The organism is Vibrio sp. T20, from assembly GCF_007858795.1.
GTDB classification, from domain to species: Bacteria; Pseudomonadota; Gammaproteobacteria; order Enterobacterales; family Vibrionaceae; genus Vibrio; species Vibrio satsumensis.
Window position 1 is genome coordinate 66,575 of record NZ_VFEB01000256.1, and the last position, 13,968, is coordinate 80,542.

The window sequence follows — 13,968 nt, forward strand, 5'->3', positions numbered from 1 at the left end:
ACAAAAACAAAAAGGGAAGCTTTCGCTTCCCTTTGGGTGTTTACCTTTGGTTACTCTGAGTTGGACTTAGAGCACCTGTCTCACTCGTGCTTATTTTTGCAGTAGAGAGATGTCAGCAATTTGTAGGAACAGGTTACGTAGGTTGTTCAGTAGCGTTAGACGGTTCTTCTTAAGCGCTTCGTCATCAGCCATCACCATTACGTTATCGAAGAATGCATCAACAGGTTCACGTAGGTCAGCAAGTTTGCTTAGGGCTTCTTGGTAGTTGCCTGTTGCGAATGCTGGCTCTAGTGCTTCTGTCATTACTTCAACGTTTTCAGCCAGTGCTTTCTCTGCGTCTTCTTGAAGAAGCGTTAGGTCTATTTCAGCTGGTAGCTCGCCATCGAATTTCGCAAGGATGTTACCTACACGCTTGTTCGCTGCTGCTAGTGCTTCTGCTGCTTCCAGTTCACGGAAGTGAGAAACCGCTTTAACGCGTTGGTCAAAGTCAGCTGGCTTAGTTGGACGACGTGCTAGTACCGCTTGGATGATATCAACGCTGAAACCAGCATCTTGGTACCATGTGCGGAAACGACCTAGCATGAAGTCGATAACGTCAGCTTCTACGTTTTCGTTAGTCAGCTTGTCGCCTAGTAGCTCTTTCGCTTTACCGATCAGATCGGTTAGGTCTAGGTTGTAGCCGTTTTCAACGATGATACGTAGTACACCTAGTGATGCACGACGTAGCGCGAATGGGTCAGAACCTTTTGGTGCTTGGCCTATACCGAAGATACCTACGATAGTGTCTAGCTTGTCTGCCATTGCAACTGCAGAAGAGATACCTGTGCTTGGTAGATCGTCACCAGCGAAACGAGGCATGTACTGCTCGTAAAGTGCTAGTGCAACTTGCTCGTCTTCACCATCATGAGTCGCGTAGTGCATGCCCATTACACCTTGTGTATCCGTGAATTCGAATACCATAGATGTCATTAGGTCACACTTCGCCAGTAGACCTGCGCGCTTAGATTTCTCAACGTCAGCATCGATTTGCTCGGCGATGTAGCCAGCAAGTTCTGTGATGCGGTCTGTTTTGTCTTTGATAGTACCAAGCTGCTTCTGGAAGATAGCTTGGTCTAGCTCAGCAAGACGATCGATTAGCGGACGCTTACGGTCGGTGTTGAAGAAGAACTCAGCATCAGCAAGACGCGGACGTACCACTTTCTCGTTACCTTCGATAACGTGACGAGGCTCTTTAGACTCGATGTTTGATACGAAGATAAAGTTAGGAAGTAGCTTCTTGTTTTCGTCGTAAACAGGGAAGTACTTTTGGTCACCCTTCATGGTGTAAACCAAAGCTTCAGAAGGTACTTTTAGGAACTCTTCTTCAAACTTCGCTGTAAGTACTACTGGCCATTCAACTAGAGACGTTACTTCTTCAACAAGGTCATCTTCTAGGTCAGCTTTACCGCCAACCGCTGCTGCCGCTTTTTGAGAGTCAGCAAGGATGATCGCTTTACGCGCTTCGTAGTCTGCCATTACTTTTCCGCGCTCTTCTAGGATCGCAGGGTATTGGTCAGCAGAATCGATTGTGAACTCTTGTTCGCCCATGAAACGGTGGCCACGGATAGTACGAGCAGATGCTACGCCAAGGATTTCGCCTTCAACAAGTTCATCACCTAGTAGTACTGTCAGTGTTTTCACTGGACGGATAAATTGAATGTCTGAGTTACCCCAGCGCATTGCTTTAGGGATTGGTAGGCCTGCTAGTGCTTTCGCAGCGATGTCCATCACCAATTCTTGAACAGGTTTACCAGCCACTTCTTGTTTGAAAAGAAGCCACTCGCCTTTGTCTGTTTTCAGACGGTCAGCTTGCTCAACAGTAATACCGTTACCACGAGCCCAACCTTGTGCTGCTTTAGTCGCGTTGCCTTCAGCATCGAATGCAACAGAAACAGCAGGACCACGTTTTTCAACGACTTTGTCTGCTTGTCCTTCAGCCAGTGCTGTTACTTTAAGTGCTAGACGACGAGGTGCTGCGTACCACTTGATGCCTTCGTGAGAAAGCTCAGCCGTTTTAAGACCTGCTTCAAAGTTAGAAGCAAATGCTTCTGCTAGAGAACGAAGTGCTGTTGGTGGAAGCTCTTCCGTACCCAGTTCAATTAGAAAATTCTTCGCCATGATTATTTGTCCTTCTTACACATTGGGAAGCCAAGCGCTTCACGTGACGCGTAGTACGCCTCAGCAACTGATTTAGTCAGGTTGCGGATACGAAGGATGTAACGTTGACGCTCTGTTACAGAGATAGCTTTGCGCGCATCAAGAATGTTGAATGCGTGACCTGCTTTTAGAATGCGCTCGTAAGCTGGAAGCGGAAGTGGCTTCTCAAGCTCAAGTAGCTCTTTACACTCTTTCTCGCACTGGTCGAAGAAAGTGAATAGGAAATCTACGTCTGCGTGCTCGAAGTTGTACGTTGATTGCTCAACTTCGTTTTGGTGGAAGATGTCACCGTAAGTCACGTTAGAACCGTCTGGTGCTACGTTCCATACTAGGTCGTAAACAGAATCTACTTCCTGGATGTACATTGCTAGACGCTCGATACCGTATGTAATCTCGCCGGTTACTGGCTTACACTCAAGGCCGCCAACCTGTTGGAAGTAAGTAAACTGAGTTACTTCCATGCCGTTTAGCCATACTTCCCAACCAAGGCCCCATGCACCTAGTGTTGGGTTTTCCCAGTTATCTTCAACGAAGCGAATGTCGTGAACAAGTGGGTCAACACCAAGAACCTCTAGGGAGCCTAGGTACAACTCTTGGATATTGTCTGGCGATGGTTTTAGCGCTACTTGGAATTGGTAGTAGTGCTGCAGACGGTTAGGGTTTTCACCGTAACGGCCATCAGTAGGACGACGTGAAGGTTGTACGTAAGCTGTAGACATTGGCTCTGGGCCAAGTGCTCGTAGACATGTCATTGGGTGAGAGGTGCCTGCACCAACTTCCATATCTAGAGGTTGAACAATGGTACAACCGTTTTGAGCCCAGTAATCCTGCAGCGCGAGGATCATTCCCTGGAAGGTTTTGATATCGTATTTTTGCATAGTCAGGTTCGCGCGATTCTTTTAAATGAATGAGAAAAATAACCTCTGAGTATACCGAGATATTTGTAAAGCGAGTAGGGGTAATCTTGTTTAATTAGTGGTCTAAAATGTCGTTTAGTGGATTTTTGTGCCTTTAATGTTTGTTTTTCGGCACAAGTGGATATTTTGATAACTTTGACACTTGTGTTTGAAAGCATGGGCTATTAAAATCTCGCGGTCTTTGGGGAGTAGCTTACTTATTCATATCCTATTGAATGAGTTCGTTCGTCAACATAATTGATGCAAAATCATCATGGCGTTCGAGGCAACCACCACCTTGGTGGTGCTTAGCAAGACCATAGACAAGCATCGTGAACCGGGATGGGGCGCGAGGTTTGTCTTTGGTTAAATATAATAATCCCCATCCCAAATGAGCATGTCGTGAGCGTTTTAGCAATTTCAATTACAACTGTCGCCTTAGCCGAGATCGGTGATAAGACTCAGTTGCTATCTCTTTTATTAGCCAGTCGATATCGCAAGCCGATACCTATCATCGCAGCTATCTTCTTTGCCACCATTGCCAATCATGCCCTTGCAGCATGGCTCGGGGTCGTGGTTGCTGATTATCTTTCACCTGAAGTATTAAAGTGGGTGCTGGTGGTCAGTTTCATTGCGATGGCTGGCTGGATTTTGATTCCCGATAAGTTAGATGACGATGAACAGATCTCAAACCGAGGACCGTTTGTCGCCAGTTTTATCGCTTTCTTTATTGCTGAGATCGGCGATAAAACCCAAATTGCGACCTCTATCCTAGGGGCTCAATATGCGGATGCATTAGCGTGGGTGATTCTGGGTACAACCATTGGTATGTTGCTGGCAAATGTGCCTGTGGTGATCATCGGTAAGCTGTCTGCTGATAAGATGCCTCTTGATCTGATTCGTAAGATCACAGCCTTGTTATTCGTGGGTTTAGCTATCGCTGCGGCTTTCTATTGATAGGTGGTATTGAGTCTTATTATACTCAATCAGTAGAGTAATGTGTTGTAGGTCATACTCTTACAGTATTGTGGGGTTTATCGAGCGAACGGACATATAACTGTCATACTTGTCATGATATTTTAATCTTGTGAGTTAAGAACACGAGGGCATGATTATGTTGACGCGTTATATGGGTATTACTCCACAAAGCCAAAGTTATCTATTTACCTTTGGTCTTGCACTTACATTATTAGGCATGGTGTTGACGGACATGTGGCTGCCAATGGTCGCGGGTGCCATCATCATGACTGCGCTTGCGGTAGAGGCTTGGATTCGGGTCGCGCATATTATTCCGATGCGCAAAGATATCCGAGAAATTCAGCATCAGCTGGAGCATCTGCAAAACAAGTCTAGAAGCGAATAAACAAAAAGCCGCTGGTACTCTGAGTTCTGTTTAAGAACATAAGGTACCAGCGGCTTTTTTGATACTTGATAGTCGGTGGGGCGCTACGCCTCCAATCCCTTTCTGATCAAATACTGGTAAGGCAACGTTTCTGTTGCTTGGCCTACCAACTGGTGATCCATGAATCGACAAAAGCTCGGAATATCTCGAGTTGTCGAAGGGTCGTCAGCTTTTACCAGTAACACATCGCCATCCTGCATGTTTCTAATTGTCTTCCTGACCATCATTACTGGCTCTGGGCAACGCAGGCCTTCAGCTTCTAAAGTATGGGTTGCCAGTTCAGGTTTGAATGTCATGGTTTGTATCTCTATATCTATCTAACGAGTGAATAATACGTCTGCAGAAAAAATATGCAATAAGTGCTTGGCAAACAGAATCATTTCCTATAACTTAGTTAACAAGTTGATAACAACTTGAAACAAAGGCAACTAGCTAAGGAGTGGCGATGTTGACAGGATTAGATAGATTAACAATTTATTCGGTTCTCTGTTTTATTTCTTTTTGTGCGTTAGTACTACGCTCATCGACAGAGACCTCACTGATGCCAATCTTTGGCATAGTAGCAACGATTATTGGTATTTGGGTAGAGATGCGCCGTTGGCAAGGCATAGCCGAGGAGCAAGAGCACTAACCCGGATACAACAAGCAAATTCCGATACGACAACATTCCGACACTATCCCCAGATTTTCTTGGGCTTCCCCGCGTAATTGCGGGATTTTTTTTATCTAAAGCATGCTATAAACAACTTAGTGACCAATGATAATTGTATACAGCTAGGTAAGTGGCGTGGAATTAGAAGACATCTATCGTAGAGACCTGAATTTACTGGTCGCCTTAAAAGTATTGATTGAAGAGGGCAGTGTTAGCCAAGCCGCGCTTCGTCTTAACTTAAGTCAATCGGCAACCAGTCGAGTGTTAGGGCGCTTAAGAGAACTACTTAACGATCCGCTGTTTACACGCCAAGGTCAGCACCTTATTCCTACCAAGAAAGCCCTCGAGATCAGTCAGCGCATTGATCAACCTTTGGAGTCTTTTCGCCAATTACTTAGCCCGAGTGATTTTGATCCCTATTACTGCAGTGAGCGCTTCCTGATTGCGACCACTGACTACGCGATGCAAACCATATTGCCTTATGCATTGCCTAAGATATATGAGCAAGCGCCGAATATCTCTTTGGAGTTTGCACCACTGCAGCATGAGCATTTGTTTAAGCAGCTCAGTACCGAACGTGTTGATATGGCGATTTGTCGTCCGAGTGGCAGCATTTCACCACTTCATCAAGAGGTCTTGGGACCGGTTGGTGTATCGTGTTTGTTATCTAAAAACCACCCATTGGCCGAACAGCCTTTAAGCCTTGAGGATTATGTTTCTTTACCTCATGCGATGATTGCGATCAGTGATGGTGTTAAATCTTTATTAGACAACGCTTTAGCTCATCAACAGCCTCGTAAAATGGTGCTGCGCGCTTATCATCTTGAAGCGGCATTAGCGATTGTCGATAGAATGCCATTAGTGATCACAGTACCTGCTGATTTGGCTTATTTGGTAGCAGAGCGTTATGACTTAGTCGTTAAACCGTTGCCATTTGAGTTTATGCCGTTTGATTACTCACTGATCTGGCATGCTCGTTGCGACTCTTCTGCTTCACAGCAATGGTTAAGAAGAGTGGTCAAAGAAGAGTGTGGCGAGCTGATTCAAAAACGGATTGCGGATGTAGGTTTGGGTTAATTGAGACTTAGTTTGGACTCACTCGACCTAAATGACAAAAACGCAAAAGGGCTGATTACTATCAGCCCTTTGTTATTTTGGGTTACGGGAGTTTAATTCACAATTACAGTTTAATAACAACGCGACCAGTGATTTGACCGTTAGTGATGTCTTCTGCGGCTTGAATTGCACCGTCTAAAGACACTTCTTTGGTTGCTTGAGCGTAGAAAGATTCTGGTAGTAGCTCAGCCAACTGTTCCCACGCTTTAATGCGTTTTTCACGAGGGCACATTACAGAATCAACACCTTGTAGACGAACGTTACGTAGAATGAATGGCATTACTGTTGTTGGTAAGTCAAAACCGCCTGCTAGACCACACATCGCAACTGCACCGTTGTAATCAATTTGCGCCAATACTTTTGCAAGTACTTTGCTACCTACAGTATCGATAGCACCAGCCCACAGTTGTTTTTCTAGTGGTTTAGCTGGTTCTTCTAGTTCAGCACGTTCAACAATGCGTGTCGCGCCTAGTGATTTTAGTAGTTCACCGTTTTCTGAAGCTCGGCCTGTTACTGCTGCTACTTTGTAACCTAGTTGGTTTAGTAGAGTGATAGACACACTGCCTACGCCGCCACTTGCACCTGTTACTAGGATTTCCCCGTCTTCTGGCTTGATGCCTGCATCTACGATTGCTTGCACACAAAGCATAGCGGTGAAGCCAGCAGTACCGATTGCCATTACTTTTTTCGCGTTTAGACCTTTAGGCATAGGCACTAACCAGTCACCGTTTAGGCTTGCTTTCTCAGCCATGCCACCCCAGTGACCTTCACCAACACCCCAACCAGTCAGAACTACTTCGTCGCCCGCTTTGTAGCGAGGGTCATCAGATTGTGAAACCACACCAGAAAGGTCGATACCAGGAACCATCGGGAAGTTGCGAACAATGCGCCCTTTACCTGTAATCGCCAAACCATCTTTGTAGTTCAAAGAAGAGTAGCTTACATCGATCTTCACGTTGCCTTCTGGTAATTGAGACTCTTCAATTTGAGAAACTGATGCGATAGTTTTTTTGTCTTCTTGGTTTAGTACAAGTGCTTTAAACATGATCTGCTCCATGGGAGAAATATTAGGAAACTGAAGTAACTGTAGTTGAATCATCCGAGAAAAAATAATGAAACATCAACATTGAATCTATGCGTTTTGTGCATAGATGTAAGTAGTGATTTTCTTTCGCTAAATTCGGTGAACGAATCTATGTATTGTTGGATGTCGAGTAATAAAAAGTGCAGCTATATAAATATAGCTGCACAAAAGATTACTCTTCAAGTATTACCGTCAGTGATCGCTATGGGCGTTCAAATACCGTTGCAATACCTTGACCTAAACCAATACACATGGTCGCTAAGCCGTATTTCACATCTTGTGCTTCCATTAGGTTGATTAGGGTCGTCGAGATACGAGAGCCAGAACAGCCCAGTGGGTGACCAAGAGCAATCGCACCGCCGTTAAGGTTTACTTTCTCATCAACCACATCCAGTAGACCTAGGTCTTTCGCACACGGAAGAGATTGAGCGGCAAACGCTTCGTTTAGCTCAATCACACCCATATCTTCAATGGTTAGGCCTGCACGTTTAAGTGCTTTTTGTGTAGCTGGGACAGGGCCGTAACCCATGATTGAAGGATCGCAACCTGCGATAGCCATCGACTTCACGCGAGCACGAATCTTGAGGCCAAGTGCGTTGGCTTTCTCTTCGCTCATGATTAGCATTGCAGAAGCACCATCAGACAGAGCTGATGACGTACCTGCTGTTACTGTGCCGTTTGCCGGGTCAAATACCGGGCGAAGCTGAGATAGGCCTTCAACCGTTGTCTCTGGACGAATGACTTCATCGTAATCCAGAGTGAACAGTGAACCGTCTGCCGCGTGAGCTTCTGTTGGTAGGATTTCATTTTTGAAACGACCTTCAACTGTTGCTGCTTGAGCGCGAGTATGTGAGCGCGCTGCGAATGCATCTTGGTCTTCACGGCTAATACCGTGCATTTTACCTAGCATCTCAGCCGTTAGGCCCATCATGCCCGCAGCTTTCGCTACGTGTTTTGACATGCCAGGGTGAAAATCAACACCGTGGTTCATTGGTACATGACCCATATGTTCCACACCACCAATCAGGCAGATTTCAGCATCACCAACCATGATAGAGCGGGTTGCATCATGCAGAGCTTGCATAGATGAGCCACATAAACGGTTGACCGTCACCGCACCAATCTCAATCGGTAGACCAGCAAGCAAGGCAGCGTTACGTGCAACGTTGAAGCCTTGCTCTAGTGTTTGTTGTACACAGCCCCAGTAAATGTCTTCAATTTCGACAGGGTTTACTTCTGGGTTGCGCTCTAAAATGCCTTTCATCAAATGTGCAGACAGATCTTCAGCACGAGTGTGACGGAAAGCTCCACCTTTGGAACGTCCCATTGGGGTACGAAGGCAATCAACAACAACTACATTTTTCATTTTGCTATTCCTTTTCCAAATGTGGGTTACAGAGAACTGGCTTGTTGGCTGTCGTAAAAGCTTTCGCCCTTAGTTGCCATATCAAGCAATAGTTGAGGAACTTGGTACATTGCACCTAAGTCTTGGTAGCCTTTCGCCATTTCAACGAAGTTACCAATACCCACACTGTCTAAGTAGCGGAATACGCCGCCTCGGAATGGAGGGAAGCCTAAACCGTAAACCAGTGCCATATCCGCTTCTTGCGGTGTCGCGATAATGCCTTCTTCTAGACAAAGCACCACTTCGTTGATCATTGGAATCATCACGCGCTGGATAATGGTCTGGTCATCAAAGTCTTGTGGCTGTTGGCATACGTCAGCCAAGATAGGAAGAATGTCTTCAGAGAAGGTCTTCTTAGGACGACCGCGTTTGTCTACGCTGTATGTGTAGAAACCGCTGCCGTTCTTCTGGCCGTATTTTTCAGCGACATAAAGCGCGTCGATCGCATCACGACCTTCTTTGCCCATACGCTCTGGGAAACCTTGTGCCATTACTGCTTGTGCGTGGTGTGCTGTATCTAGGCCCACAACGTCTAGCAAGTATGCTGGGCCCATCGGCCAACCGAACTTACGTTCCATGACTTTATCGATTTTAGTGAAATCAGCACCGTCACGTAGCAACATGCTGAAACCGCCAAAGTAAGGGAAAAGTACACGGTTTACGAAGAAGCCCGGGCAGTCATTAACAACGATTGGGGATTTGCCCATTTTCGCTGCGTAAGCGACTACGCGATTAATGGTTTCTTCTGAAGTATGCTCGCCTCGGATGATCTCAACCAAAGGCATGCGATGCACAGGGTTAAAGAAGTGCATGCCACAGAAGTTTTCTGGGCGCTTCAAAGATTTTGCTAGCAGGTTGATCGGAATCGTTGAGGTGTTTGATGTAAGAACCGTGTCTTCACCAACCAAACCTTCCACTTCGCTTAATACTGCTGCTTTTACCTTCGGGTTTTCTACAACGGCTTCCACAATCACATCTGATTGTTCAACACCTGCGTAATGTAGACTTGGAGTAATAGAAGACAGAATTCCTGCCATTTTGAATCCGTCTAGGCGACCGCGTGATAAGCGTTTATTCAACAGCTTAGAAGCTTCGTTCATACCAAGATCAAGAGATGCCTGTGCGATGTCTTTCATCATCACTGGTACGCCCTTTAATGCTGACTGGTAAGCAATACCGCCGCCCATGATGCCAGCACCAAGTACCGCAGCACGTTCAGTCGCTTTATTCGCAGATTTACCAGCCTGTTTTGCTAAGCCTTTAATGTATTGGTCATTTAAGAATAAGCCAACCAGTGCTTTCGCTTCTTCAGATTTTGCTAGCTTAACGAAGTGTTTACGTTCGATGTCGAGTGCTGCATCGCGATCGCTACGTGCTGCTTCTTCAATAGCAATCACCGAAGTAATCGGAGCTGGGTAGTGAGGCCCTGCTTTTTGAGCCACTAAGCCCTTAGCCATGGTAAAGCTCATCATCGCTTCTAGTTTGCTTAGCGATAATGCTGATGTTTTTTGTTTGCGGCGTAATTGCCAGTCTAACTTTTCATTAGCAGCCAGAGAAACGGTGTTGATTGCCGACTCTAGTAACTGGTCTGTTTCAACAATCGCATCTAACAAGCCAACTTTAAGCGCTTCATCTGCACGGCATGCTTTGCCTTGCGTGATAATTTCCATTGCGCTGTCAGCACCGATAACGCGAGGTAGGCGCACACAACCACCAAAACCAGGCATGATTCCGAGTTTGGTTTCAGGTAGGCCAATGCTGGTGGTCTTGTCACCGATACGGAAATCAGTAGCGAGTACACATTCACAGCCGCCGCCAAGGGCATGGCCACGCATCATTGAAAGAGTTGGGACAGGGAGGTCTTCGAGCTTGCTGAAGATTGAATTAGCGAATCTTAACCATTCATCAAGTTCTGCTTCTGGCTTAGCAAACAGGCCAAGAAATTCAGTGATGTCTGCGCCTACAATGAACGCGTCTTTGTTTGAAGTTAAGATTAAACCACGTAATCCTGCATGAGCATTAAGAGCATCTAACGCTTTATCTAGTGATTCTAAAGTAGCAAGGTCGAGTTTGTTTACAGAGGCTGGTGCACAGAAGCTTAATTCCGCAATACCATCTTGTAATTCCTTTACCTGTAGGGTGTTAGCTTGGTAAATCATTGTCTATCTCCATGACATACAATCCACGATTGTTTGAGAGAATCTTGTTATCTTTCTATTATTGTAGAATACCTGGTAAGACCAGTTATCTTAGTCTGTACCTGTGGTTGATTAATTTCAATACATTTTTTAAACAATTGTTTAACATTGTGCGATAGCACAGATCCTCTAACCCTTATTATTCACGCGTGATACACTTCTCCGCTCTTATTTACTAAGTTAACGATATGAATGAACAGCCCTATTTAATACCGTCAGCTTCAGCTCTGTTTGAAGAAGAGATAAAAAAGAGCGTCTTTATTACGCACCTTGCTCATACACCAAGTATAGAAACTGCTAAACAATTCGTAGAGCAGGTAAAAAAAGAGCACTCTTCAGCGCGACATAACTGTTGGGGCTTTGCTGCAGGGCGACCTGAAGACTCGATGAGGTGGGGCTTTAGTGATGATGGCGAACCCTCGGGTACTGCGGGTAAGCCTATCTTGGCGCAACTGTCTGGTTCGGGTGTTGGCGAGTTAACGGCTGTAGTCACTCGCTATTCAGGTGGAATTAAGCTTGGTACTGGTGGTTTAGTTAAGGCTTATGGTGGTGGAGTACAACAAGCTCTCAAGCTGCTTCAAACTATCGAGAAAAAAATAACCACAAAATTACGGCTAGAGTTAGACTATGGCTTTGTGCCGATTGCACAATCCATCATGGCTCAGCATCAGGCTGTTGAAGTCCAAGCGGATTATGGTGTTCAAGTTGAGCTTATTATTGAAATAGAGCTCCTTCAGGTAGATTCGTTTACCCAAACCATGATCAATAAAAGCGGTGCTAAGGCACTGGTAACGAAAGTCAAAGACAACTAGGAAGTGTGAAGCATTTCGCTTCGTTCAATAGCTCATGCAATTTCGCTCAATTATTCGAATCGTCGGATTATTATTAGCACTTTTTAGTGTATCAATGCTCGCGCCTGCGCTCGTCGCACTGATCTATCGAGATGGTGCGGGTGTGCCATTTGTGACGACCTTTTTTGTTCTCTTATTCTGTGGAGCAACCTGCTGGTTTCCAAACCGGCGTTATAAGCATGAATTGAAAGCGCGTGATGGCTTCTTGATTGTTGTTTTATTCTGGACGGTAATCGGTAGTGCTGGTGCGCTGCCGTTTTTGATCGCCGATAACCCCAATGTGTCGGTAACCGATGCTTTCTTCGAATCCTTTTCTGCATTAACAACCACGGGCGCGACCGTTATTGTCGGCCTCGATGATCTGCCTAAGGCGATTCTGTTTTACCGCCAGTTCCTGCAATGGTTTGGTGGTATGGGTATCATCGTATTGGCGGTAGCCATCCTTCCGGTTCTGGGCATCGGTGGTATGCAGCTATATCGTGCAGAAATCCCGGGCCCTGTAAAAGACAGTAAGATGACTCCGCGTATTGCTGAAACGGCAAAAGCGCTTTGGTACATCTATCTGAGTCTAACGATTGCTTGTGCGGTGGCGTTTTGGCTTGCAGGGATGAGCTTTTTTGATGCTATAAGTCATAGCTTCTCTACTATTGCGATTGGTGGCTTCTCGACTCACGATGCGAGTATGGGCTATTTCAACAGCCCTGCTATCAACATGATTACGGTCGTGTTCCTTCTTATCTCTGCGTGTAACTATTCGCTTCACTTTGCTGCATTTGCTTCTGGTGGTGTGCATCCTAAGTATTATTGGAAAGATCCTGAATTCCGCGCCTTTATCTTTATTCAAGCAGTCTTGTTCTTAGTTTGTTTCTTATTACTGCTTAATCACCACTCTTATGACTCGTATTACGATGCTTTTGATCAAGCCTTGTTCCAAACGGTGTCTATTTCAACAACCGCAGGCTTCACCACCACAGGTTTCTCTGAGTGGCCGTTATTCTTACCTGTGCTGCTCCTGTTCTCTTCTTTTATAGGGGGCTGTGCAGGTTCAACGGGTGGCGGTATGAAAGTCATTCGAATATTACTGCTTACCTTGCAAGGTGCTCGTGAAATGAAGCGCCTTGTCCACCCGCGAGCTGTCTATACCATCAAGGTTGGCGGTTCGGCACTACCACAGCGTGTCGTCGATGCGGTTTGGGGCTTCTTCTCTGCATACGCATTGGTTTTTGTGGTTTGTATGTTGGCTCTGATTGCAACTGGTATGGATGAGCTGAGTGCTTTCTCTGCCGTAGCGGCAACATTGAATAACCTTGGCCCGGGCTTAGGTGAAGTGGCAATGCACTTCGGCGATGTGAATGACAAGGCTAAGTGGGTGTTGATCGTATCTATGCTGTTTGGTCGTTTAGAGATATTCACCTTATTAATTTTATTGACCCCTACGTTTTGGCGTAGCTAAGGACAACATTTTGGCAAAAGCTCTATTTTTGTATTCAAGCCGTGAAGGGCAGACCAAGAAAATCTTGAACTATATAAAAGAAGAAATGAATGAGTTCGAATGTGAGCTTCAAGATCTGCACACCATTGGTAATGTCGACTTTGCTCAATACGACAGAGTGTTGATTGGCGCATCTATTCGCTATGGGCATCTCAATAAGAAGCTATATCAGTTCATTGATGCCAACCTTGATCAGCTGCAATCAAATAAGGTTGCCTTCTTTTGCGTTAACTTAACAGCGCGTAAAGAAGACCAAGGAAAAGATACCCCTGAAGGTAGCGCCTATATTAAGAAGTTTCTTCTAAAGTCCCCATGGCAGCCGACTCTAATCGGTGTGTTTGCTGGCGCACTCTATTATCCACGTTATAACTGGTTCGATAAAACCATGATTCGCTTCATTATGAATATGACAGGTGGTGAAACGGATACAACCAAGGAAGTCGAATACACAAACTGGGAAAAAGTCTCTTTATTCTCTAAGAAACTGCAAGATATGTAAGAGAAAAGCCTACTTTTGAGGCGTTTTGTGCTCTTTTTAATCGAACGAATAAAAAAACGAGAAAAACTTCAAAAAGGGCTTGCCAGTGTGATCGAAATCTCTATAATGCGACCTCGTTGAAACGGGAAGGCTTCGTAAGAAACCAAAACGAATCAGCAGGTCAAATTAGCCAAGCTA

The 13,968-nt window shown here is 45.4% G+C and carries 13 protein-coding genes and 1 riboswitch; of the genes, 7 read left to right on the top strand and 6 right to left on the bottom strand.

Features of this window, described 5'->3' with window-relative positions; translation table 11 throughout:
• Positions 1-90 precede the first annotated feature (90 nt).
• Together glyS and glyQ are read right to left on the bottom strand one after the other, a co-directional pair.
• Positions 91-2,157 carry a glycine--tRNA ligase subunit beta gene (glyS, locus tag FTW16_RS24335; protein ID WP_146492802.1) on the bottom strand — a complete coding sequence of 689 codons (2,067 nt, stop codon included), beginning with the start codon at positions 2,155-2,157 and terminating at the stop codon, positions 91-93.
• A gap of 2 nt (positions 2,158-2,159) precedes the next feature.
• A complete protein-coding gene (glyQ, locus tag FTW16_RS24340; protein WP_017632669.1) occupies positions 2,160-3,074 on the bottom strand; it encodes a glycine--tRNA ligase subunit alpha in 915 nt (304 codons plus the stop codon).
• Positions 3,075-3,284: 210 nt separating this feature from the next.
• Positions 3,285-3,401: riboswitch (yybP-ykoY riboswitch) on the top strand.
• Positions 3,402-3,494: 93 nt separating this feature from the next.
• Between glyQ and FTW16_RS24345 the strand changes: the two genes are divergently transcribed.
• Positions 3,495-4,049 (top strand): TMEM165/GDT1 family protein, encoded by a 555-nt coding sequence (locus FTW16_RS24345; RefSeq protein WP_017058817.1) that lies wholly within the window; start codon positions 3,495-3,497, stop codon positions 4,047-4,049.
• 151 nt (positions 4,050-4,200) lie between these two features.
• Positions 4,201-4,455, top strand: coding sequence for a hypothetical protein (locus tag FTW16_RS24350; RefSeq protein ID WP_017058818.1), 255 nt, complete (start codon positions 4,201-4,203; stop codon positions 4,453-4,455).
• An 83-nt stretch (positions 4,456-4,538) separates the two neighbouring features.
• Here FTW16_RS24350 and tusA read toward each other — a convergent pair whose 3' ends face one another.
• On the bottom strand, positions 4,539-4,790 hold the full coding sequence (gene tusA / locus FTW16_RS24355) for a sulfurtransferase TusA (protein ID WP_004736675.1): 252 nt from the start codon (positions 4,788-4,790) through the stop codon (positions 4,539-4,541).
• A gap of 149 nt (positions 4,791-4,939) precedes the next feature.
• Here tusA and FTW16_RS24360 point away from each other — a divergent pair, with 149 nt between their 5' ends.
• Entirely contained in the window at positions 4,940-5,125 is a 186-nt protein-coding gene (locus FTW16_RS24360; protein WP_004736674.1) for a hypothetical protein, read from the top strand.
• A gap of 156 nt (positions 5,126-5,281) precedes the next feature.
• Positions 5,282-6,223 (top strand): LysR family transcriptional regulator, encoded by a 942-nt coding sequence (locus FTW16_RS24365; protein WP_146492803.1) that lies wholly within the window; start codon positions 5,282-5,284, stop codon positions 6,221-6,223.
• A 103-nt stretch (positions 6,224-6,326) separates the two neighbouring features.
• On the opposite strand, the gene FTW16_RS24370 is transcribed toward FTW16_RS24365, so the two are convergent.
• The 3 genes from FTW16_RS24370 to fadB all read right to left on the bottom strand — a co-directional run bounded on the left by FTW16_RS24370 (position 6,327) and on the right by fadB (position 10,910).
• The gene (locus FTW16_RS24370) at positions 6,327-7,307 is read right to left on the bottom strand and encodes an MDR family oxidoreductase (protein WP_086712375.1); all 981 of its coding nucleotides are present in this window, start codon (positions 7,305-7,307) and stop codon (positions 6,327-6,329) included.
• A gap of 241 nt (positions 7,308-7,548) precedes the next feature.
• Entirely contained in the window at positions 7,549-8,712 is a 1,164-nt protein-coding gene (gene fadA / locus FTW16_RS24375; protein WP_146492804.1) for an acetyl-CoA C-acyltransferase FadA, read from the bottom strand.
• A 26-nt stretch (positions 8,713-8,738) separates the two neighbouring features.
• On the bottom strand, positions 8,739-10,910 hold the full coding sequence (gene fadB / locus FTW16_RS24380; RefSeq protein WP_146492805.1) for a fatty acid oxidation complex subunit alpha FadB: 2,172 nt from the start codon (positions 10,908-10,910) through the stop codon (positions 8,739-8,741).
• A gap of 227 nt (positions 10,911-11,137) precedes the next feature.
• On the opposite strand from fadB, the gene FTW16_RS24385 reads away from it, so the two are divergent.
• Genes FTW16_RS24385 through hemG form a run of 3 tightly spaced genes read left to right on the top strand, consistent with a single transcriptional unit; the run spans position 11,138 to position 13,791 of the window.
• Positions 11,138-11,761: a YigZ family protein gene (locus FTW16_RS24385; protein WP_146492806.1), complete on the top strand. Its 624-nt coding sequence runs from the start codon at positions 11,138-11,140 to the stop codon at positions 11,759-11,761.
• 34 nt (positions 11,762-11,795) lie between these two features.
• On the top strand, positions 11,796-13,253 hold the full coding sequence (locus FTW16_RS24390) for a TrkH family potassium uptake protein (protein WP_017077285.1): 1,458 nt from the start codon (positions 11,796-11,798) through the stop codon (positions 13,251-13,253).
• Positions 13,254-13,263: 10 nt separating this feature from the next.
• Positions 13,264-13,791: a menaquinone-dependent protoporphyrinogen IX dehydrogenase gene (hemG, locus tag FTW16_RS24395; RefSeq protein ID WP_146492807.1), complete on the top strand. Its 528-nt coding sequence runs from the start codon at positions 13,264-13,266 to the stop codon at positions 13,789-13,791.
• Positions 13,792-13,968 lie beyond the last annotated feature (177 nt).